The 21,389-nt window shown below is 70.9% G+C and carries 16 protein-coding genes; 9 read left to right on the top strand and 7 right to left on the bottom strand.

Features of this window, described 5'->3' with window-relative positions:
• Nucleotides 1–2 precede the first annotated feature (2 nt).
• The 3 genes from OHA11_RS11305 to OHA11_RS11295 all read left to right on the top strand — a co-directional run bounded on the left by OHA11_RS11305 (nucleotide 3) and on the right by OHA11_RS11295 (nucleotide 3,022).
• On the top strand, nucleotides 3–884 hold the full coding sequence (locus OHA11_RS11305) for a LysR family transcriptional regulator (protein ID WP_266494823.1): 882 nt from the start codon (nucleotides 3–5) through the stop codon (nucleotides 882–884).
• A 70-nt stretch (nucleotides 885–954) separates the two neighbouring features.
• Entirely contained in the window at nucleotides 955–2,004 is a 1,050-nt protein-coding gene (locus tag OHA11_RS11300; RefSeq protein WP_266494822.1) for a tartrate dehydrogenase, read from the top strand.
• A gap of 118 nt (nucleotides 2,005–2,122) precedes the next feature.
• On the top strand, nucleotides 2,123–3,022 hold the full coding sequence (locus OHA11_RS11295; protein ID WP_266494821.1) for an alpha/beta fold hydrolase: 900 nt from the start codon (nucleotides 2,123–2,125) through the stop codon (nucleotides 3,020–3,022).
• Nucleotides 3,023–3,256: 234 nt separating this feature from the next.
• Here OHA11_RS11295 and OHA11_RS11290 read toward each other — a convergent pair whose 3' ends face one another.
• From OHA11_RS11290 to OHA11_RS11265, 6 genes are read right to left on the bottom strand one after another with little or no spacing between them, the layout of a single operon-like run.
• Entirely contained in the window at nucleotides 3,257–5,095 is a 1,839-nt protein-coding gene (locus tag OHA11_RS11290) for a prolyl oligopeptidase family serine peptidase (protein ID WP_266494820.1), read from the bottom strand.
• A complete protein-coding gene (locus OHA11_RS11285) occupies nucleotides 5,085–6,065 on the bottom strand; it encodes an ABC transporter ATP-binding protein (protein ID WP_266494819.1) in 981 nt (326 codons plus the stop codon). The genes OHA11_RS11290 and OHA11_RS11285 overlap by 11 nt, the downstream gene beginning before the upstream one ends.
• On the bottom strand, nucleotides 6,062–7,045 hold the full coding sequence (locus OHA11_RS11280) for an ABC transporter ATP-binding protein (RefSeq protein WP_266494818.1): 984 nt from the start codon (nucleotides 7,043–7,045) through the stop codon (nucleotides 6,062–6,064). Before OHA11_RS11280 ends, OHA11_RS11285 begins: the two co-directional genes overlap by 4 nt.
• Nucleotides 7,042–7,926, bottom strand: coding sequence for an ABC transporter permease (locus OHA11_RS11275; protein WP_266494817.1), 885 nt, complete (start codon nucleotides 7,924–7,926; stop codon nucleotides 7,042–7,044). Before OHA11_RS11275 ends, OHA11_RS11280 begins: the two co-directional genes overlap by 4 nt.
• Nucleotides 7,923–8,888, bottom strand: a complete 966-nt coding sequence (locus OHA11_RS11270) for an ABC transporter permease (RefSeq protein WP_266494816.1) — start codon at nucleotides 8,886–8,888, stop codon at nucleotides 7,923–7,925. Before OHA11_RS11270 ends, OHA11_RS11275 begins: the two co-directional genes overlap by 4 nt.
• Before the next feature lie 16 nt (nucleotides 8,889–8,904).
• Complete coding sequence (locus OHA11_RS11265; RefSeq protein WP_266494815.1) at nucleotides 8,905–10,575, bottom strand: ABC transporter substrate-binding protein; 1,671 nt, start codon at nucleotides 10,573–10,575, stop codon at nucleotides 8,905–8,907.
• 177 nt (nucleotides 10,576–10,752) lie between these two features.
• On the opposite strand from OHA11_RS11265, the gene OHA11_RS11260 reads away from it, so the two are divergent.
• Entirely contained in the window at nucleotides 10,753–11,517 is a 765-nt protein-coding gene (locus tag OHA11_RS11260) for a TetR/AcrR family transcriptional regulator (RefSeq protein WP_266494814.1), read from the top strand.
• Here OHA11_RS11260 and OHA11_RS11255 read toward each other — a convergent pair.
• Nucleotides 11,458–12,546 carry a M20 family metallopeptidase gene (locus tag OHA11_RS11255; RefSeq protein ID WP_266494813.1) on the bottom strand — a complete coding sequence of 363 codons (1,089 nt, stop codon included), beginning with the start codon at nucleotides 12,544–12,546 and terminating at the stop codon, nucleotides 11,458–11,460. The genes OHA11_RS11260 and OHA11_RS11255 overlap by 60 nt on opposite strands.
• A 501-nt stretch (nucleotides 12,547–13,047) precedes the next feature.
• On the opposite strand from OHA11_RS11255, the gene OHA11_RS11250 reads away from it, so the two are divergent.
• From OHA11_RS11250 to OHA11_RS11230, 5 genes are all read left to right on the top strand, one after another.
• Nucleotides 13,048–14,634 (top strand): DUF4192 family protein, encoded by a 1,587-nt coding sequence (locus OHA11_RS11250; RefSeq protein WP_266494811.1) that lies wholly within the window; start codon nucleotides 13,048–13,050, stop codon nucleotides 14,632–14,634.
• 607 nt (nucleotides 14,635–15,241) lie between these two features.
• Nucleotides 15,242–17,317: a glycogen debranching N-terminal domain-containing protein gene (locus OHA11_RS11245; RefSeq protein WP_266494810.1), complete on the top strand. Its 2,076-nt coding sequence runs from the start codon at nucleotides 15,242–15,244 to the stop codon at nucleotides 17,315–17,317.
• 128 nt (nucleotides 17,318–17,445) lie between these two features.
• Complete coding sequence (locus OHA11_RS11240; protein WP_266494808.1) at nucleotides 17,446–18,204, top strand: NUDIX hydrolase; 759 nt, start codon at nucleotides 17,446–17,448, stop codon at nucleotides 18,202–18,204.
• Nucleotides 18,205–18,431: 227 nt separating this feature from the next.
• Nucleotides 18,432–20,195: an ATP-binding cassette domain-containing protein gene (locus tag OHA11_RS11235; protein WP_266494806.1), complete on the top strand. Its 1,764-nt coding sequence runs from the start codon at nucleotides 18,432–18,434 to the stop codon at nucleotides 20,193–20,195.
• Nucleotides 20,196–20,357: 162 nt separating this feature from the next.
• Entirely contained in the window at nucleotides 20,358–21,245 is an 888-nt protein-coding gene (locus OHA11_RS11230; protein ID WP_266494805.1) for a FadR/GntR family transcriptional regulator, read from the top strand.
• Nucleotides 21,246–21,389: the final 144 nt, after the last annotated feature.

The raw sequence follows: 21,389 nt of genomic DNA, 5'->3' as shown, positions 1-21,389 counted from the left end.
TGGTGGACTTCCGGCAGCTGGAGCGGTTTCTCGCGGTTGTTGACCACGGCGGGTTCCATCGGGCGGCCGAAGTGCTCTATGTCGCACAGCCGTCGTTGTCGCAGTCGATCAAGCAGCTCGAACGTGAGTTGGGCGATGCGCTGTTTCGCCGGGTCGGCCGTGGCGTGGTGCTGACGGAGGCGGGGCGGGCGCTCGTCGAACCGGCGCGTACGGCCGTCCACGCGCTCGGCCTCGCCGTCCAGTCCGTCGAGGCGGTCCAGGGACTGCGGACGGGGCGACTGGAGATCACCGCCATGCCGTCCCAGGCGATCGACCCGCTCGCCGGTGCGATCTCCCGCTTCACGGCGCGGTACCCAGGGGTGCGCGTGGTGGTCCGCGCGGCGGCGACCGCGGAGCAGGTAATGGAGGCCGTACGCACCGGTCGCACGGAACTCGGCCTGCTGGCAGACGTGGGGCTGCCGCGGTGGCCCGGCGTCGGGCTGCATCCGGTCGCGAGGCAGCGATTCGTCGTGGTGGCCTCGGCCGAGGGACCGCTGCCCGCCGGGGAGCGGGTGCGTGCCGCTGATCTGTCGGGCGTACGGGTGATCGCGGGCCAGCCGGGCACGGGGATGCGCGCGGTCGTCGACGACCTGATCCACTCCGGTGTCGAGCTGACGATCGCCGTGGAGATCGAGCATCGCGAGGCGATCCTGCCGCTGGTGCTCGCGGGCAGCGGCATCGCCGTACTGGCCGACTCATGGCGGGAGCTCGCCGAGCGGTCGGGGGCCGTCGTCGTCGACCTCGATCCGCCCGTCCACCTCGACGTCGCGTACGTGAGTCACTTGGCCGGGATCGGTCCCGCGGCCCGCGCGTTCCTGGACCTCGCCTCCGACCAGGAACGATAGAAGGCGCCGATCGGTGGGGTCGGCGGTCGATCTTGGACCGCGAACACACCCGACTGCTGGAATCGATGTCATGAGATCACACCGAATCGCAGTGATTCCCGGAGACGGGATCGGCACCGAGGTCTGCGCCGCCGCCCGCGCCGTACTCGACGCCATCGGCCGCAAGCACGCCATCGCCTTCACCTACGACGAGTTCGACTGGTCCTGCGCACGCTATCTGGCCGAGGGCTCGATGATGCCCGACGACGGCCTTGACCTGGTACGCCACCACGACGCGATCTTCCTGGGTGCCGTGGGCGCTCCGGCGGTGCCCGATCACGTGTCCCTGTGGGGGTTGCTCATCCCGATCCGCCGAGGCTTCCAGCAGTTCGTGAACCTGCGGCCGATCCGCGTGTTCGACGGAGTGCCGGGCCCGTTGCGAACCTCCGGCGCGGTCGACCTCGTGGTGGTACGGGAGAACGTCGAGGGCGAGTACAGCGAGGTCGGAGGCCGTCTGTACCGCGGAACAGCGGCCGACATGGCCGTACAGGAGGCGGTGTTCACCCGGGCCGGGGTCACCCGCATCGTCGACTACGCCCTCGAACTGGCCGAGCGGCGTGGCGGTCGGCTGACCTCGGCGACGAAGTCGAACGGCATCATCCACACGATGCCCTTCTGGGACGAGATCGTCGCCGAGCGGTCCGCCACCCATCCCGGCGTGATCACGCGCGCGGAGCACATCGACGCGCTGTGCGCCAAGTTGGTGCTCGGCCCGGAGGGGTTCGACGTGATCGTCGCGTCGAACCTGTTCGGCGACATCCTGTCGGATCTCGCCGCCGCCGTCGCCGGCAGCATAGGCCTGGCGCCCGCCGCGAACATCGACCCGACGCGTACGTACCCGTCGATGTTCGAGCCCGTCCACGGATCGGCGCCGGACATCGTGGGCCGGGGGATCGCGAACCCGGTCGGCGCGATCTGGACCGCCTCGATGATGCTTGACCACCTGGGCCATCCCGAGGCCGCGGCCGACGTCCTGACGGCGATCACCCAGGTCTTCGCCACGACCTCCCTGCGTACGCCCGATCTCGGTGGCACCGCGACCACCGCCGACCTGACGCACGCGATCATCGAAGCCCTCTGAGCCACGCGATCACTGAAGCTGTCTGACCCACGCGATCACCGAAGTCCTCTCAAGTACGCGATCACCGAAGCCCTCCGACCCACGCGATCGTCGAATTCCTCTGAAGGAGGCGCCTGCCATGGCCGTCCCGCTGCCCAGTTCGTTCCGGCACCGCACCGTCGACGCGGACGGCCTCGCGGTGCACACGGTTGTCGGGGGCGAGGGCCCGCCCGTGCTGCTCCTGCACGGCTATCCGCAGACGCATCTGATCTGGCACGAGGTCGCGCCCGCGCTGGCCGCCGCAGGCCGTACGGTCGTGCTGACCGATCTGCGCGGCTACGGCGACAGTGCCAAGCCCGCCCCCGTGACCGACGACGTCTACGCCAAGCGGGCCATGGCGCACGACCAGTTGCTGGCGATGCGGGCGCTGGGATTCGACCGGTTCGCGGTGGCCGGGCACGACCGCGGGGCCAGGGTCGGGCACCGGCTGGCCCTCGACCACCCCGATGCCGTCTCCGCCCTCGCGGTGCTGGACATCGTGCCCACGCGTCACACCTTCGCCCATGCCGACGCCGAGTTCGGCCTCGGGTACTACCACTGGTTCTTCCTCGCGGCAGGCCACGGCATCCCGGAGCGGCTGATCGGCCACGACCCCGAGTTCTGGATTCGCAGCCGGATGACGGCCCGGCACTCGGGCGGCGCCGCGTACGACGAGGCCGCGGTGCGGGAGTACGTCCGCTGCTTCTCCGACCCTGCCGCGATCGCCGCGTCCTGCGCCGACTACCGGGCCGCGGCGGGCGTGGACCTGGAGCACGACGAGGCCGACGCGGCGGCGGGCAGGCGTGTGCGCTGCCCCGTACTGGCGCTCTGGGGCGAGCACAGTTTCGTCGGCCGCAGCTACGACGTCCTGGAGGTCTGGCGCGCGTACGCGGAACACGTCACCGGAACCGCGCTGCCGAGCGACCACTACCTGCCGGAGGAGGTACCGGCGCTCGTCACCGAGCAACTGGAGAGGTTCCTGGCCGGGGCAGGCTGGTGAACGGGTCGACCCGCCGCATGGTGAACGGGTAGGCCGGGCCGCATGGTGAACGGGTCGGCTGGGCCGATTGGCGAACGGGTAGGCCCGGGGCCGAGTGGTGAACCCATCGGTCCGGACCGGCTGATGAACGGATCGGCCCGGGACCGAGTGGTGAAACGGGTCGGCCCGGGCGTGCTGGTGAGCGGTCCGGCCCGGGGCCGACCGGGGAAACAGGCCGGCCCGGACCATCGGTTCTCAGGACCAGCGTTCCCCGCGCAGCGCCTTGCGGGCCAGCTCCAGTTCCCGTTCGAAATTGGCGACGACCCCGTCGTTCCCGACGGGTCCGTGACCGCCCTCGAAGAACTCCAGCAACACGTCGCCCCCGACGGCACGGAGCCGCCGCGCGTACTCCTCGGCCTGCCGGGCGGGCGTACGGGTGTCGTAGCGTCCCTGATTGATCATCACGGGCGCCCGCACGCCTTCCACGTAGGTCATGGGCGAGCTCAGCCGGAACCGCTCTTCCATGTTCTCGGGCCTGCCGCCCAGGAAACCCCGCCAGGCCGCCTGCAGCGCGGGGTGCATGTCCTCGTAGGCGAGTTTCCAGTCGGCGAGTGCGATGAACGCGAATCCGCCTGCGAAGAGTTCGGGCAGCCGGCCCATGGAAAGCAGGGTCAGGAAGCCGCCGTACGAGGCTCCGCTGATGAAGACGGCCGACGGGTCGGCGATGTCCTCGTCCACCAGCCATCGCCAGGCCGCCTCGACGTCCTCCAGTTCGCGGTCGCCGACAGCACCCCAGAAGCCCTCGCGGAACGCCCTGCCGAACGTGACGGAGCCCCGGTAGTTCAGCGACGCGTAGGCGAAACCCTCGGCGAGCCACGCCTGCGCGACGGGGTCGTATCCGCCCACCTCCGCGAGGTTCGGGCCGCCGTGCACGTTCAGGACGAGCGGCGTCGGACCGCTCGCGCCGGCGGGTGCCGCGACCCACAGCTGCAACGCGGTCCCGTCCGCCGACGTGACGGACACCGAACGCAGCGGGATGCCCGGCACGACCTCCGCGGGGGCGAGGATGCCGCGCGGTTCGGACTCGTCGCGGTCGAGCGCCAGTACTTCAAGGGGCAGGTCGGTGCGCTCCCGCAGCAGCCGGATCTGGCCGCCCGGCCCGTAGTGGGACGCCCACGTGTGGTTCACCGCGCAGGCCACCTCGGGGGAGAAGTAGGCGCCGTCGGGATGCGGGACCCGCAGCAGCCTGCCGTCCGGGATGTCGTACTCGTACACCCGGTGGATGCCCTGGTCGACGTGGACGAGCAGCAGTCGGCAGCAGTCGTCCGACCAGTCGAGCGGGACGAGGTCACCCGAGAGCTCGGGCGCGTCCACGTCGATCCGCTCACCGGTGAGCGGGTTCCACACGGCCGGCCGCGCGAAGCCCGTGCGTTCGGTGTTCACCAGCAGGCGCGGATCTCCCGCGACCGGCGAGAACCGGACCCCGCGCACCGGCGCCAGGGGACCGTCCGAGAGGGACGCGAGGACGGCGCCGTCGGAGGCGTCGAACACCGTGACGGCGAAGCGGCGGATGCCGGGGTTGTGGTCGGTGGTGTCGATGCTCGCCAGCGTTCCGTCGGCGGAGACCAGGCTGTTCCACGCCTCGTTCCTGCTGCGGAACAGCCGCCGGACGGCTCCTTCGTCGGACAGGTGGTAGAGCGTGAATCCCTCGTCGGTGACCGCGGAGATGACGACGGCCGACCCGTCGCGCGCGACGTCGATGCCGCGCAGCGTGTAGGCGGGCAGGTCGGGGGTGAGGTCGACGGGTTTGCCGTCGACCGGGTAGGACCACAGGTGGCCGACCTCGCTGCCGTCGGCGTCGTGCAGTACGAGGATCGCGCGTCCGTCCGCGGCCGGCACCGGGTCCGCCACGTGGGGTGGCAGGTCCGGGAGTTGCTCGGTCGTGCCGGTGGACGCGTCCCAGACCGACACCTCGGCGTCGCCGAGGCCGGCCGAGAACACCATCGAGAGGTCGAGAGCGCCGGGACAGGGGCGTACCGACCTCACGATGGAGGTGGCGAAACGGTCGCGCCAGCTACGGGCGTCAGAGGACATCGATCAACTCCGGTTTGTGACAGGCGACGCTGTGGCCCCGCGCGTCGGTGACGAGCGCGGGGACCTCGGCGGCGCAGATCGAGCTTGCCTTCGGGCAGAGGGTCCGGAACCGGCAGCCCGACGGCGGATCCGTCGGGCTCGGGGCGTCGCCGGTCAGGATGATCCGGCGGCGGGCACGCTCGGCCCGCGGGTCCGGGATCGGCACGGCCGACAGCAGCGCCTGGGTGTACGGGTGCAGAGGACGCGGGTAGAGCTCGTCCGGCGGCCCCTGCTCGACGATCCGGCCGAGATACATGACGGCCACCTCGTCGCTGGCGTGCCGTACCACGGACAGGTCGTGGGCGATCAGGAGGTAGGTCAGCCCGAGCCGGTCCTGGAGGTCCTCCAGCAGGTTGATCACGCCGGCCTGGATGCTCACGTCCAGCGCGCTGACCGGCTCGTCCAGCACGATCACCTCGGGCTCGACGGCGAGCGCGCGAGCGATGCCGACCCGCTGGCGCTGCCCGCCGGAGAACTCGTGCGGGAACCGGCCGGCGTGCCGCGGGTCGAGCCCGACGAGTTCGAGCAGTTCGGCGACCCGCTCGGATTCGCGCCCGCGATGCAGGCCATGGACGTCGAGCGCCTCCACGATGATGGCGCGGACCGTCATGCGCGGATTGAGGGACGCGTACGGATCCTGGAAGACCAGCTGGATACGCCGTCGCGCGGCGCGCAACCGCGCCGCCGACAACGCCGTGAAGTCCGTCGCGTCGAGGAGTACTTCACCCGAGGTCGGCTCGACGAGCCGGACCAGGCACGCGGCCAGTGTCGACTTGCCGCAGCCGCTCTCCCCGACGAGCCCGAGCGTGGTGCCCTGTGCCACCCGGAGCGTCACCCCCGAGACGGCCTGGACGGTGCCGGTCCGGCGGCGGAACGCCCCGCCGCGTACGGGATAGGTCTTGATGAGGTCGGTGACCTGAAGAGCCGTCATACCGAGGGGACCTCCTTCGTCAGCTCGCCCACTCGCAGGCACGACGCGCTGTGGCCCTCGCCGATCCGGACCGGTGAGGGGACCGTCGTGTCGCAGAGGCCCGCCCGGGCGTGTTCGCAGCGGGGGTGGAAGGGGCACCCCGCGGCGTACGAGGGCTGGCCGGGGATCTGGTAGAGCCGTTCGCCGTGGCGTGCGTCGAGCCGGGGCAACGAGGCCAGCAGGCCCCTGGTGTAGGGGTGAGCGGGCTCGTAGAAGATCGGCTCGACGGCGGCTTCCTCGGCCTTCGTGCCCGCGTACATGACCATCACGCGATCGGCGACGCCGGCCACCACACCCAGGTCGTGGGTGATCAGCATGAGGGCGGTCGACGTGCGCTGCTGGATCCTTCTGATGACGTCCAGGATCTGGGCCTGCACGGTCACGTCGAGCGCGGTTGTCGGCTCGTCGGCGATGAGCAGATCCGGTTCGTTGGCGATGCTCATCGCGATCATGACGCGCTGCCGCATACCGCCGGAGAGCTCGTGCGGGTACTGGTCCGCACGTCGGGCGGGTGAGGGGATGCCGACCAGGTCGAGCAGTTCGACGACGCGGTCACGCACCGCCGACCGCGAGACCGAGGGGTCGTGCACGGTGATGGCCTCCGCGATCTGCGCGCCGACCGTGTGCACCGGAGTGAGCGCGGTCAGCGCGTCCTGGAAGATCATCGCGATGCGGCGGCCGCGCAGGGTGCGCAGCTCCGCCTCCGGCCGGCCGAGCAGTTCCTCGCCGCCGAACCGGATCGACCCCGTGACGCGGGCCCGGCCCGGCAGGATCCCGAGCACGGCCATCGCCGTGACGCTCTTGCCGGAGCCCGACTCCCCGACGATTCCGAGTGTCTCGCCGGGGGCGACGGCGAACGAGAGTCCGCTGACGGCCGTGACCGGGCCGCCGTCCGTGGGGAGTTCGACGGTGAGGTCAGCGACCTCCAGCAGGGCGCTCACGGGCGCGTTCCCTTCGGGTCGAGCGCGTCCCTGAGGCCGTCGCCGAGAAAGTTGATGGCCAGGGTGGTGAGCAGGATGAAGAGACCGGGAAAGTACAGGAGGTACACCTTGCCCGTACCGATCAGACCGGCCGCCTGGCTCAGCATGTTGCCCCAGCTCGACTCCGGTGGCTGCACGCCGTAGCCGAGGAAGGAGAGCGTCGATTCGATGATCACCGCGTTCGCCGCACCGAGCGAGGTGCTCACGGCGATGACGCCGGTGAGGTTGGGCAGGATGTGCCGCACGATGATCCGCCGCCTGGTCACGCCCAGCACCGTCGCCGCGGCGATGTACTCCTTCTCCCGCAGCGAGAGGACCTGGCTGCGGACGACCCTGGCCACCGTGGTCCAGCCGATGGCCGCCAGCACCGGCACGATCACGACCGGGGAGCGGCCGGCTCCCTGCAGCACGACCGCGAGGACCACGATCGCGGGCAGGACGATGAACAGGTCCGTCACCCGCATGATGACCTCGTCCACCCAGCCGCCGAAGAAGCCCGCCGCCGCGCCGAGCGCCGTGCCCACCGCGGTCGCGAGCACGGCGACGGACAGGCCGATCGCGAGCGAGATCCGCCCGGCGTAGAGGAGCTCGGTGAAGTAGTCGCGGCCCAGTTCGTCGGTGCCGAACCAGTGCGCCGCCGACGGCGGCGTCGGCCCGACCGCCAGGTCCTGGACGCCCCGGTTGTACGGGGCGATCAGGTCCGCGCCGAAGCAGCCGATGATCAGCACCGTGAGCACGGTGAGCCCCACGACCGCGAGCCGGTGGCGCAGAAACCGCCGACGGGCCAGTTGCCACTGGGTTCGTTCGGGCACAGAGACCGCCGCGGCGGTGACCGCTGTCATCGGAGTCTCACTCTCGGGTCGAGTACGGCGTACGCGAGGTCGGCGAGCAGGTTGAACACGATGACGACCACCGCGATCACGAGCGTCCACGGCACGAGGACGAACACGTCGCCCGCGAGCAGAGAGTCGAGGAACAGCCTGCCCATGCCCTGGATGGCGAAGATCTGCTCGGTGACGACGAGCCCGCCGAACAGCAGACCGGCGTCCACGGCGGTGACGCTGACGAACGGGCCGAGCGCCGTCCGCAGGGCGTGCCGTACGACGATCCGGCGCCTGGGCACCCCCTTGGCCCGTGCGGTCCGTACGTACTCGCTGGTGAGGGCTTCGAGCATCGTCGCCCGGGTGAACCGGCTCCAGCTCGCCACCAGACCGATGGTCAGGGTCAGTACGGGCAGCACGAGGTGGCGCAGATAGTCGAGTGGACCGCCACCGTCGGGCGAGTGCAGGCCCACGAAGTACAGCGGGGGGTCGGTCAGGCCGAGGAGTTCCTGCGGCCAGGCCGCGAGGAACTGGATCAGGATCAGCCCGAGCCAGAACGGCGGCATCGCGATGCCGAGGTAGGAGAGCCCGGTGAAGGCGAGGTCACCCGCGGAGTACTGCCGCACCGCCGAGTAGACGCCGACCGCGAGCGCGATCACCGCCGCGAGGAGCACACCCCAGACGATCAGCTGCAGGGTGGTGCCGAGCGCGGGAAGGATCAGCCTCAGGACCGGGCCTGTGGTCCGCGAGCTGACTCCCCAGTCACCGGTGGCGAAGCTCGCGAGCCATCGCCAGTACTGTTCGGGAATCGACCTGTCGAGTCCGAGGCGTTCCGTCACGCGGGCGATGGCGCCCGGGTCAGGGCCGCCGCGCAGCTTCGCCAGCGGGTCGAACACGGTCCTGACCGCCCAGAACAGCAGGAACGACGCGACGAAAACGACGGGTATCGAGTAGAGCAACCTTCGGGCGATGTAGGTGAACATGGTCGCCGACCGCCTCTCAGCGAGCGAGGCCCCACTGGGCGAGGTTCCAGAACGGCCCACGAGCGGGGTCGACGGCCAACGGCCCGCCGATCTTCTTGTTCCACAGCAGGACGTTGGGGATCACGTCGAGCGGCAGAGTGGCGGCGGAGTCGGCCAGGAGCTTGTCGGCCTTCCGCGACGCCTCGACGCGTGTGCTGTCGTCGAGAGAGGATGCCGCGGTGTTGAGAGCCTTGTCGAGACCGGGCAGGTCGATGCGGGACATGTTGAGCCCGGCGTAACCGTTCTTCGCGGTGGGAATCGCGCTGGAGGAGAACGATGCTTCCAGCGACGGCAGCGGGAACGTGTCGACGAGGGTCCACAGGCCCAGCTGGAAATTGCCCTTGGGTACCTTGTTGGCGAACAGGTCCGCGGCCGAGGTGTTGTCGATCGTCACCTCGAAACCGGCGGTACGCAGCTGTTCCTGGAGGATCTGCTCGGTCAGCTCGCGGCGCTTGTTGCCGGTCATCGTGCTGACCGTGAAGGTCGCCTTCTTGCCTGCCTTCTCCCAGATACCCCCGGATCCCTTGGCCCAGCCGTCGCCCTTCATCAGGGAGTCGACCTTGGCCTGGTCGAGGGTGTACCGCGCGAAGTCGGTGCCCCCGTACTTGCCGACGAGCGGGGTGTGCACACTCTGGGCGGGCTTCGTGACACCGAGCGCGCCGTACAGGCGGGTCACGATGGCCTTGCGGTCCAGCGCGTAGGACACCGCCTTGCGGAAGTCCACGGAGTCGAAGGGCGCCTTGGCGTTGTTGAACCAGAGCCCCTCCAGGTTGCCCGACTCGGGATCGACGACCGAATTGGCGTTGGGAAGGCCGTTCTTGATCTGGTCGATCGAGTCGAGCTGCGGCGTGGGGTAGAGCGCGTCGAGCTGGCCGGTTTTGAACGCCTGGAACGCCGCGGCGGTGTCAGCGGTGAACTGGAAGGTGACCTTGTCCAGCTTGGGCTTGTCCCCCCAGTAGTTCTTGTTCGGCACCAGGACGACCGAGACCCCCTTCTTCCAGGACTCGATCTTCCAGGGGCCTCCGCTCCATGAGTAGCCGTCCTTCATCAGCGCACCGCGGTCCTTGCCGTCGAGCAGGTGCTGGGGGAGCAGGCCGCTGAACAGGTGCTTCCAGTTGGCGTACGGGGTGTCGAAGGTGACGACCGCCGTCTTCGGATCGGGCGTGTCGACCTTGGTGATGTGGCTGTATCCGGTCCGGTCCAGTACGTCCTTGCCGTCGCGGATCGCCAGAGCCGTGTACCGGAAGTCCGCCGAGGTGATCGGCTTCTTGTCCGACCACACCGCGGCGGGGTTGATCCGGTAGGTGACCTTCTGCGGCGGGCCCGCGGCGACCTCGGGCTCCGAGGCCAGGACGTTCGTGGCCACCGGCGCCCACTTGCCGTCCACCTTCTTCGGCTCGAACACTCGCGGAATGGTCGGGACGTCCATGATGTACGTGCCCCAGATCGAGGTCGCACAACTCGCGATCCAGTCCGTGCAGTCCGGTTCCTGCTCGGCGCCGATGACGATGCTCCCGCCCTGCCGTACGGGCACGGCCGTGCTGGGGGACGTACGGGGATTCGGGCCGGCACCTCCGCTCGTGCACGCGGTCGTGAGCAGTGGGAGGGCCATGAGCCCCAAGGCTCCGAGTCTGATCCGAGTGCTCATGCGCTGGCCTTTCTGGAAGGGATGAGGGGAGATTATGCGCCAGTCAGGGCGCAAGCAAGGGTCTTAGGCAGGTTTGTAGTCAGGAGCGTTGACTAAGCTGTAGTCCAGAAGATCGGTCGGCTGGTGCGAAAATGCCGACAGCAGTGATGGCTCATGGGTCGACAAGGGGAGGCTTTGGTGGCAGCCGCACGCCAGTCGAAGGAGAAGCGTTCGAACGGGGAGACCAAGCCCCGCCGCGCCCGCGACAGCCTCAACCGGGAGACGATCCTCGCGGCGGCCGAGAAGATCGCCCTGCGGGATGGCCTCGACGCGTTGACGTTCCAGGAGATCGGAGCCGCCCTTGAGGCGCATCCGACGTCGATCTATCGTCACTTCAGGGACAAGGACGAGCTGCTTCTGGAACTCGTCGACAGCCTCCGGGCTCGCTCCTACGGCGGCAGCGTCGCGCCCACCGACGACTGGCGCGCCGACCTCCGGACGATCGCCGAGCGGGTGCGCGAGCACTACCTGCGGTACGCGCCGTTCGCCCAGCAGATGGTCATGCGCACGACGCGACGACCCATGGAGTTCTCCAACGTCGAGTTCACTCTGGACGCCGTGCGGCGTGCCGGAGTCCCCGACGACGAGGTGGCGTCGGTGCAGCGCGCGCTCGGCAACTTCGTGCGGGCCGTGGCTAGCCTGGAGGCGTCCTTCCACGCGCTCGACCCCGACGTCCAGCGCAGGGACGAGCTGGCATGGCAGGTGGAATACCGCCAGCTCGACCCGGAAAAGTACCCGACCATCGCGCACTACGCCGAGCGCCTGCCGAACGTCGGCGGGCCGGTCGCCTTCGATGTCGGCCTGGAGATGATGCTCGACGCGATCGAGATGCGTGCCCAGCGGTCACGGGCGCGTCAGTCGGTCGATCAGTCCGGAGACGAGCCGGACCCGCTCGCCGAGTGAGGTCAGATCGACCCATTCGTGCTCGGCGTGCGCGCCGTCACCCAGCGGGCCGAGTCCGTCGAGCGTGGGTATCCCCAGCGCGCCGGTGAAGTTGGCGTCGGACGCTCCACCGACGCCCACCTCGTCCGGTTCGGGCAACCCGGACTCGGCCGCGACCCTGCGCGCCGTCGCGTAGAGCTTCCGGGAACTCGCCGGCTCCAGCGGCGGCCGGTTGATCGTGCCGTCGACCCGGACGGCCGACCCCGGGATGCTGGCCGACAGGGCGTGCATCGCCCGGTCGACTCGGGTCAGCTCGGCAAGCTCCCAGGCGCGTACGTCCACGCGCAGGTGTGCTTCCGCGGGCACGGTGTTCGTGGTCGTGCCCGCGCGCGCGACGGTGGGGGTGACGGTCGTCCCCCGCTCGGGGGCTGCCAGCGCCGACACGGCGACGACCTGCGCCGCGAGTTCGAGCAGGGCGTTCACTCCGCGTTCGGGCTCCAACCCGGCGTGCGCCGCCCTGCCGGTGATGTCGACGCTGTAGAACGAGCCGCCCTTGCGGGCAGTCTTCACCGCTCCCGCCTGACTGGGCTCCAGCACCAGCACGGCGCCGCTCGCACCGGCGACGGATTCGATCAGTGCCCGTGAGGTCGGAGAGCCGATCTCCTCGTCGCCGGTGATCAGCACGCTCACCGCCGACGGATCGCGACACTCGGCGAGCGCGGCGAAGGCCGTGACCAGCCCGGCCTTCATGTCGAAGACGCCAGGCCCGTACGCGCGGCCGTCCTCGACGCGGAACGGGCGCCGGTCGATCGTCGCCAGGGGCCACACCGTGTCGACATGGCCGAGGAGCAGCACCTCTCCCGCGCCTCGCGCCCGCCACAGCAGATGCGGCGTCCCTCCTTCGGTGACGATCTCGGCCTCTCTGCCGAGTATCGGCTCCCCCCAGGTCCGCATCAGCGCGTAACAGCGCTCCAGGCCCTCGGTGTGCCCGGACGGTGACTCGATGGAGACGAGGGCGTCAAGGCGCTCGCGCAACAAGGCATGATCCATGGTCAGCACTGTAGTCAGGAGGAATGACTACAACAAGGGCTATGAGTATGACCAGATGCGGTGTGTGGCGCTTCGTTGCTCATGACCCCATGGGACCCGATGGGTCGGACATCACGCGCAGGAGCCCGTCAGGCTGTGGACAAGTTCTGACGTGACCATGGTCGTGGTTATCCACAGGGCAAAGCGGAATTCTGGGATCCGCGGGATGGTCACGGCATGACGAATCACAGCGAAGCGGCCGGGAACCACGGCGACGGTGACATCAGCGGGTGCGGCGAGCATGGAGGGCGTGGCGAACGCGGGGAGTTTGGAAGGCGTGGCGAACGCGATGGGTTTGGAGGGCGTGACGGGCACAGTTCAGGCCACGGGGGACATGGTTGGGGACATGGTTCGGGACCGGGCGAACTGGGCGAGAGGCATGGAGGTGAACGAAGCGAACTGAGTGAGAGGCATGGAGGCGAGCAAAGCGAGAGGCCTGGAGGCGACAGCCGTGTCGACCCGGTGCACGGCACGTCCGGCATCCCGTGCGCCGAGCACCAGGTAACCCTCCGCACTCCGGCCGAACTGGCGGACGCCCTGCCGTACCTGCTCGGGTACCGGCCCGAGGACAGCATCGTGCTCGCCGCCCTGCACGACAGGGACGGGCGCGGCAGGTTCGGTGGACGGGCCCGGCTCGGCATCCCGGCCAACGCGGACGACTGGCCGTCCGTGGCCGGACAGTTGACCCACGGACTCGTGAAGGGCAGCGAACGCAGGGGCGCGCTGCCCGAGAGCATCGTGGCCTTCCTCTGCCAGGACCCCAGGGACGGCGAGTCGGGCCGGGAAGTCATGGAACGTCTGCGCCCACTCGCGCAGTTGCTGCGCACGGCCTGCGGCGCCCTGGACGTTCCCGTGATCGAGGCCCTGTGCATCTCGGACGGCCGTTTCTGGTCGTACTGCTGCCCCAGTGAGCAGTGCTGCCCGCCCGACGGTACGGCCATGGGGCTGCCCGGGACGTCCGTGCTGGCCGCCGCGGCGACGTACGCCGGCCTCCAAGTCCGGGGATCCCTGAAGGAGTTCAGGGCGAGGCTGGTCCCGTGGGAGACCGCGGCCGCGCTGGAGCAGGAGTCCGCGCTCGATGCGGTGAGCATGGCGCTGGTCCCCCGGATCCTGGACGACGAAAGCCGGGCGGTCGTGGCGACCGAGACCTTGGACCTCGCTCATCGGGTCATGGGCCGGTTCGCTGACTGCACGCCTGGGTCCGGTGCGTCGGGGGCATCTGGTGTATCCGCCGCATCGGGGCCTTCGGATCCTTCGGGTCCTTCGGGCCCATCCGGTGCACCGGCAGTACCTCATGTGTCCGGTGTGTCCGGCGCCCTGTCGGCGGATCTTCGCGACGACGAACTCCTTGGCCACGACGAGGCAGCCACCTTGATCCTCGGCCTCCAGGACCGCACGACGCGTGACCGGGCGACGGAGTGGATGGAGGGCGACGAGGCCGGCCCGGCCCTCCGCCTCTGGAGGGCCCTGGCCCGCCGATGTGTCGGCCCGTACGGCGAGCATGCCGCGGCACCACTCACGCTCGCGGGATGGGTTGCCTGGTCCTCCGGTGACGAACTGGAGGCCCGCGAAGCCCTGTCGATGGCGCTCGGAGCGGATCCGGGATACCTGTTCGCCCACCTTCTCCACCAGGCGTGCAACGAGGGCTTGGATCCGGAGTCGATTCGCCGCTGCCTCCGCAGGGAGCGGGCGGATCGTCCCGACGCCGATCGTCCCGACACGGATCGTTGCGACACGGAGGTGAATGCCTCCTCGACCTCGACCTCGTCCTCGACATCGCCGGTCGACGTCGACGGACGCTCGGGGCCCGCCCCGAAGCGGTCGACCTCGGTGGCTTCCCGTCCTCGACGCAAGCCGCGGTCCACGGGGAGCGGGGCGAGCCGTCCGGGTTCCCGGCCATCCGGGACCGCGGGCACGCGCCATCCCCGTTCCACCGCCGACGGCTCCCCGGCGACGGAAGGACCCGCTCGGGCCGCGGAGGGTACGGGCGGCGCCGCCCGGTCCCGCCGAGGAGCCGGCCGACATGGGACGAAGAAGGGCAAGACGTGAGGGCGGGGGAGCGGTATCGGGGGTGGTGGTCGCCTGGGCCGAGGGCGACTGTGCCCAGGCCAACTGAGCCTGGATGGTCGGCCCGGCCGCTTCGGGCGATGACGTGGGGGTTGGCGGGGCTCGGGTCGGTGTGGCGGCCGGTCGCACTCGGGACGATGGGGTGATAGGGCGCTGAGGCGGGAGGCGGGAGGCGGGAGGCGGGAGGCGTGGGGCGCGTAAGGCTTGTGCGCGGGCCCTGGCAGTGGCTTTGCCCGGGAAGGGCTGGACTTCTGCGGACACTCCAAGAAGGGCTGACTGGGCGGAAGCCTCATCCGTTCCCGGGCCCCGCCCCGTTCCCCGCCCCGCCTCGCCCGGGCCCCGCCCCGTTCCCGGGCCCCGCCCCGGCCAACCGTCGGAGGGCGCACCCCGAGCCCCCGGCTCACAGCCAATCCATCAATCTGTCAATCCGTCGGCTTCCGTGAACCGGGGCGTGACCCGGGCCCGCCCCGCTCCGTTCACCTGAGTGGCGCAGCCCGCGGCCGGGCCGTGCCATCGATCGCCCGCCCCTCCGGAGCCCCCCACGCCGCTGAGCGCGCTCTCAGCGCACGCAGCACAGAAGAAGCCGCCCATGCCTCTGCCCACCCCGTCCTCCACTCCGCTCGGCAGTCCCCCTCTGCTCCGCGGGCCCGTACAGCCCTCCATAGGCCCCGGCGGAGCCACAACCCCGCAGACGCCGCCGTCCCTGACACACGCGACCGTGCATCTGCCACCCGCGCACCACGCGCTGATCTGTGTAGCCCTGCCAGGGCTCGCGATTTCCACAGAGCACGGCCAGCTGACCGGCCAGGGACTGGAGGGTTTCTACCGCGCGGGCCGACGCATGCTCTCCCGTTGCCGACTGCGCGTCGCGGGGCGCGAACCGCTCGCGGCCCAGGCCCGGATGGTCGCGGCCGACCAGGCCCGTTTCGTGGCGACCCTGAGCCTGTCCGCCGACGGAGGCCCCGACCCCGACGTCGTCGTCGAACGGACGCGATACGCGGACGGCACGGAGCGGATCACCCTGCGCAGCGCGGCCCACCGCCATCTGCGCCTGCCCGTCGAGGTGTCGCTCGGCACGGACCTGGCGGAACTGGGCGCGGTCGCCTCCGGGCGGGCCGGTCCCGACCTGCCCGCCAGCGTTCACGACTCGGGCATGCGATGGTCCTGCGCCACCGGGCACTCCGTCGTCACGGCCAGCCCGCCGCCTTCGGACGCGCTGGCCTCCGCCGGATTGCTGCGCTGGGAGCTCGACCTGCCGCCCGGCGGCACCCGAAGCGTGGAACTGAGGGTGGGGCCGACGGGCGCGGGGCCCATCCGAGCCGTCGCGCGCGGCGCCACCAGCCCGCTCGCCCCGGCACGGGCCGTGAGCGACGACCCAAGGGTTCAGGCACTCCTGCGCACGAGCATCGATGACCTCCAGGCCCTGCTGCTGCGTGACTCCGTGCAACCGTCCGACACCCACCTCGCGGCCGGCGCACCTTGGCGCTGCGGTATGGCGCCGGCCGAGGCGCTCGCGGCGGCCCGTATGACCCTGCCGCTGGGCACCCGGCTGGCCGCGGGCACCCTGCGCACCCTCGCGCGCACCCAACTCGTGGGCGCGGGGCCGCGATCCGGACTGCTCCCCGGGCCGCGACGGCATGCCGGTACGCATCTGCCGCCGAGCTGCACGGGCGAAGAGGCGACCCTGCTGTTCCCCGTCGTCCTCGCGGAAGCCAGGCGCTGGGGGCTCCCCGAGCAGGAGACCGAGGAACTGCTGCCCGTGGCCGAGCGCTGCCTCAAGTGGCTGCGGACCGCGGTCGGCGACGGTACGTATCTGTCCGACCCGCGCCCCGGCGGACCGTCGCGCTGCGAGACCCAGGCGCACGCCCACCGGGCCGCGCTGCTGGGCGCCGACCTGCTCGACGCGTACGGCAGGGGAGGCGGTCCCGAGTTGCGGAGGTGGGCTCGTGGGATGAGGACCGCTTTCCAGGAGGACTTCTGGATCGAGGACAGGGGAGGCGGCAGGCCGGCCGCGGCCCGTCTGCCCGACGGGCGGGTCGTGCCACACCTCGGCGCGGCCAGTGCCCACCTGCTCGACACCGGGCTGCTCGGCGAGGGCACTCCGGCCCCGGGCCTGCTCGACAAGGTGCAGACAGAACAGTTGGCGCGGCTGCTCGGCGGGCCCGCCATGGACTCGGGCTGGGGACTGCGCAGCCTCGGTGCGAAGGAGGCGGCGTACAACCCGTTCGGGCACCGAAGCGGGGCCGTCCGGGCCCACGAGACGGCCGTCGCCGTCGCGGGACTGGCCGCCGCGGGCTACGAAAAGGAGGCGACTTCACTGCTGCGGGGCATGTTGTCGGCGGCCGAGGCGTTCGGCCACCGGCTGCCGGAGATGTACGCGGGGGAGCGGCGCACGGAAGGTGGCGCCCCGCTGCCGCATCCGGCGGCCTGTCGGCCCGCGGCAACGGCCGCGGCCGCGGGCATCCTCCTGCTCACCACCCTCGCCGGAATCCGTCCCGACGCCCCCGCGGGAACGGTGACGCTGCGACCGGTCCGCGGCGCCCCCCTCGGCGAGATCGGGCTGACCGGCCTGCGCGTCGCGGGCGCCCCCTTCTCCGTACGCGTCAGCAGGCTCGGCCTCGCCATGGTCGAGGAGGCCGCCGACGGGCTTCAACTGGGAGTGTGAGCGAGTGGAAGTCGACAAGGATCGGGCCGGTGGCGACCACGACGCCCGTACCGGAGGGCAGTGGATCAGCCACTGAAGCGGCCGACGAAGGGAGTGTTTATCGTCAGGCAGACGACTATGATCTCGGCATGCCCTACGACCCGTCAGCCTTCCCGCCGTTCGCCGTCACCGTTGACCTCGTCGTGCTGACCGTGCGTCGCCATGCCCTGTGCGCACTGGCGGTGCGGAGGGGTGAGCCGCCCTTTCAGGGGCGGTGGGCGCTGCCCGGCGGCTTCGTACGGCCGGACGAGGACCTGGCACAGGCAGCGGCGCGGGAACTGAGCGAGGAGACCGGGCTGTGCGCCCATGACCAGACGGCCCCCGCGCAGGCCAACGGCGCGCACCTGGAGCAGCTCGCGACCTACGGCGATCCGAAGCGCGACCCGCGCATGAGGGTCGTCAGCGTCGCGCATCTCGCGCTCGCCCCCGATCTGCCCGCGCCCAGGGCAGGCGGAGACGCGAACAGCGCGCGCTGGGCGCCCGTCCAGGAACTGCTTCAGCAGGGCGGTTACGGCCGCGACGGTGAACAGGCCGTGCCCCTCGCTTTCGATCACGCGCAGATCCTGGCGGACGGAGTGGAGCGCGCCCGTTCGAAGATCGAGTACTCGTCGCTGGCCACCGCCTTCTGCCCGACGGAGTTCACGGTCGGCGAACTGCGCCGGGTGTACGAGGCGGTGTGGGGCGTGGCGCTGGACCCCCGCAACTTCCACCGCAAGGTCACCGGCACACCGGGCTTCCTCGTGCCCACGGGCGGTACGACGACCCGCCAGGGCGGTCGCCCGGCCCAGCTGTTCCGCGCGGGCGGCGCCACGCTGCTCAACCCGCCGATGCTCCGTCCCGAGGTCTGACACGGCCCTGGGAGCCGAGCCGAGACCGGTCACCACCCTGGAACCGAGCCGAGATCGGTCACCGCCCTGGAACCGTGCCGGGACCAGTCACCGCTCCGGGAGCCGCGTCACGACCTGATGCCCCGGAGATCCGCGGTCCGGCCAAGTGGTCCGACGGGCATGGGGCGGCCCGTTCAGCACACCCGAGATCACCGAGAAACCGTACATATCGCGCTATCTTGCTTTGGGTGATCCAGGCCATCGGACTGACCAGCAACGCCCGCAAGGAGCTTCCCCCCGCCGTCGACGATGTCTCCTTCGAGGTGCCCGCGGGCCGCGTCACTGTGCTCCTCGGAGCCCCGGGCGCGGGCAAGACTACGGCGCTCAGGCTCATGCTCGAACTTCAACAGGGCCGTGGAATCACCTACTTCAGAGGCCGCCCGCTGCACCGCATCGCCCATCCCTTGCGCGAGGTCGGCGTGCTCCTCGGAGAGGTGCCCGGCCATCCCGCCCGCACGGTCCGCGGTCAACTCCGGATGCTGTGCGCGGCGGCGGGCGTACCGGCCCAGCGCGCCGACGACGTCCTTGAGGTGGTTGGCCTGGTCAGCCTGCGCGACCAGCGTCTGAGCACACTCTCGCGCGGCATGGACCGTCGCCTCGGCCTGGCCTGTGCCCTGCTGTCCGACCCGCACACGCTCGTGCTCGACGCCGCCGCCGACGGGCTCTCCGCCCGCGAGGGCCGCTGGCTGCACGGGATTCTGCGAGCCCACGCCGCCGGGGGCGGCACCGTGCTGCTCACCACGGACGACCCCAAGGAGGCCGCGCGGACCGCCGACCGGGTCGTCACGCTGGAAGGGGGCAGGCTGGTCGCCGACCAGGAGGTCGCCGACTTCGCCCGCACCCGTCTCCGGCCCCGCGTCGCCGTCCGCAGCCCGCACGCCGCCCGGCTCGGCGGCCTGCTCGCCAAGGAGGCCCGTACCACTCGCCGCTCCGTGGAAGTCGTACGGGAGGCAGGCAACCGGCTCTCCGTGTACGGCAGCACGTGCGCCGACGTCGGCGAAACCGCGTACCGCCACAGCATCCTCGTACACCAACTCGCGGACGAGATCGGCGACATGGGACCTGTCCCCGCGCAGCATCCCGCGAGCGACGCTCAGGAGGCCGAGCAGCCCGCGCGAACCGTGGAGGTGGCGCGCGCCGACGAACTGTCGCTCCTTCCGCCGCCCATCACCGTCAGGCCGGGCGCCAGCCCCTTGCGGCCGCTGCGCTACGAACTGCGCCGCGCGGCCGGGGTCGCCACCGGCTATCTCACCGCCGCCGCCGTGCTCGTCACTTCCGCCCTCGTCTCCATGCTCCTGGCCAGAGCGGGACACACGCCGCAGCCGCGTCTGCTCGCCGCGTGGCCGCGGGAATTCCCGCTGCCGCCCGCGGCGCTCGGGGCGGGACTGCTCGGCGCCATCGCCTTCGGCGACGAGTTCCGCCATCCCGCCCTGGCCGCCGATCGCGGGACCGTCCCCCGCCGCCTGGGGATGCTCGCCGCCAAACTCCTCGTCGCCGCCGCCACCGCGCTGATGCTGGCCCTCCTCGCGGTGGGTGTGGACGCCGAACTGCTCTACCTCGTCTACGGACGGGAGCTCGCCGGAGTTCCCGAGGACTGGCTTTCGCTGAGCGCGAGTTGGATCGGCCTCGTGGTGGGCTGCGCCTGGGCGGGCGTCCTGGCGGCCGGGATCTTCCGGTCGGCGACCGCCGGACTGGCGGCGGTACTCGCCGTACCGGTCCTCGTCGTACCGCTGGTGCAGAAGGTCTTCGAGGGGCCGTCCGTGCGGACCGCCGCCGGGCTCTCGACCCGGCTGCGCGAGCTCGTGCTGATCCAGTGGCCGTTCGGGGGCGAGCGCTACCTGGCCGCCGTGGCGCGGGTGATCGTCCAACCCGTCGGTGGCGCACTGACGTTGTCGCTCAGCGCACTGCTCTGCGCATATCTGCTCACCACCCTGCGGAGCAGGGTCCGATGACGACCGTCCGTGCACATGCGTTCCCCTCGTGCGCGCAACTCCACACAGAACGCCCATTTCTTTCCGATAAGGCGTCAATTGCGATGGGGTGAGCGATCACCCTTTCGTGTGCTTTTCACCAAAGACCTCAAGGGAGTTGGAGACGGCGCCGACAAAGGATCCGTGAGTACCCTTGCGCACACCATGATGACCACCGCCCGCACCGCAGACTCCGGTCTCGCCGGCCCGGGCGAACTCGACCGCTATCCCTACGGGGAGGTCCCCGGCGTAGACCGCCTCAGTGCCTCCGTGTGGGACGGCACGGACCCGGAGCTGGGCCGCATGGGTCGGCGTACCGCCGGCAGCCGCGGCCGCGGCCTGCATGGCCAACTGGTCCAGCAACTGGGGCAGATGATCGTCTCCGGCGACCTGGGTGCGGACCGCCCGCTCGTGCCCGAGGAGATCGGCCAGCGCTTCGAGGTGTCCCGTACCGTCGTCCGTGAGTCACTCCGCGTTCTTGAGGCGAAGGGCCTGGTCAGTGCCCGCCCCAATGTCGGCACGCGCGTGCGCCCGGTCAGCGACTGGAACCTCCTTGACCCGGACATCATCGAGTGGCGGGCCTTCGGGCCGCAGCGCGACGACCAGCGGCGCGAGCTGAGCGAGCTGCGCTGGACGATCGAGCCCCTCGCCGCCCGCCTCGCCGCCGGACACGGGCGAGAGGAGGTGCAGCAGCGGCTCGGCGACATGGTCGAGATCATGGTGCACGCCATGGGGCAGGGTGACGCGCTCACCTTCTCGCGCGCCGACGCGGAGTTCCACTCCCTGCTCATCCAGGTCTCCGGCAACCGCATGCTGGAGCACCTCTCCGGGATCGTGTCCGCCGCGCTCCAGGTCTCCGGCAACCCGGTCACGGGCTGCGACCGGCCGACCGAGGCCTCTCTCGGGCACCACGCCCGCATCGTCGACGCCCTCGCCGCCGGTGACGGGTCGGGCGCCGAGGCGGCCATGCGTCAACTGCTCACCGTCCACCCCGAGGTGGAGCGCGTCGTGCCCGCGCCGCGTGAGCACTGACCGCGCACCGAGGGTGGAGCGGTCGGTGGCGGGTGCCCGAGTGGCATCGCTTGGCCGGCGAACCATCTGCCGCCGGACCCCAATGGATGCTTCTCAAATCCGGCGGGGTCCGGCGGTGCGATGGGGTACTGAGACCATCGGCTG

The sequence above is a fragment of the Streptomyces sp. NBC_00878 genome (genome assembly GCF_026341515.1).
In the GTDB taxonomy this organism is placed as follows: domain Bacteria; phylum Actinomycetota; class Actinomycetes; order Streptomycetales; family Streptomycetaceae; genus Streptomyces.
The sequence above is the reverse complement of the archived record's forward strand: the minus strand, read 5'-3'. Positions and strand labels throughout refer to the sequence as shown.

Bases quoted from the DNA above. Each gene is read 5' to 3' on its own strand.
- OHA11_RS11265 (WP_266494815.1), bottom strand. From the start codon at position 10,575: ATGAGCACTCGGATCAGACTCGGAGCCTTGGGGCTCATGGCCCTCCCA.
- OHA11_RS11300 (WP_266494822.1), top strand. From the start codon at position 955: ATGAGATCACACCGAATCGCAGTGATTCCCGGAGACGGGATCGGCACC.
- OHA11_RS11270 (WP_266494816.1), bottom strand. From the start codon at position 8,888: ATGTTCACCTACATCGCCCGAAGGTTGCTCTACTCGATACCCGTCGTT.
- OHA11_RS11295 (WP_266494821.1), top strand. From the start codon at position 2,123: ATGGCCGTCCCGCTGCCCAGTTCGTTCCGGCACCGCACCGTCGACGCG.
- OHA11_RS11245 (WP_266494810.1), top strand. From the start codon at position 15,242: ATGCCTCTGCCCACCCCGTCCTCCACTCCGCTCGGCAGTCCCCCTCTG.
- OHA11_RS11275 (WP_266494817.1), bottom strand. From the start codon at position 7,926: ATGACAGCGGTCACCGCCGCGGCGGTCTCTGTGCCCGAACGAACCCAG.
- OHA11_RS11255 (WP_266494813.1), bottom strand. From the start codon at position 12,546: ATGGATCATGCCTTGTTGCGCGAGCGCCTTGACGCCCTCGTCTCCATC.
- OHA11_RS11285 (WP_266494819.1), bottom strand. From the start codon at position 6,065: ATGACGGCTCTTCAGGTCACCGACCTCATCAAGACCTATCCCGTACGC.
- OHA11_RS11240 (WP_266494808.1), top strand. From the start codon at position 17,446: ATGCCCTACGACCCGTCAGCCTTCCCGCCGTTCGCCGTCACCGTTGAC.
- OHA11_RS11290 (WP_266494820.1), bottom strand. From the start codon at position 5,095: ATGTCCTCTGACGCCCGTAGCTGGCGCGACCGTTTCGCCACCTCCATC.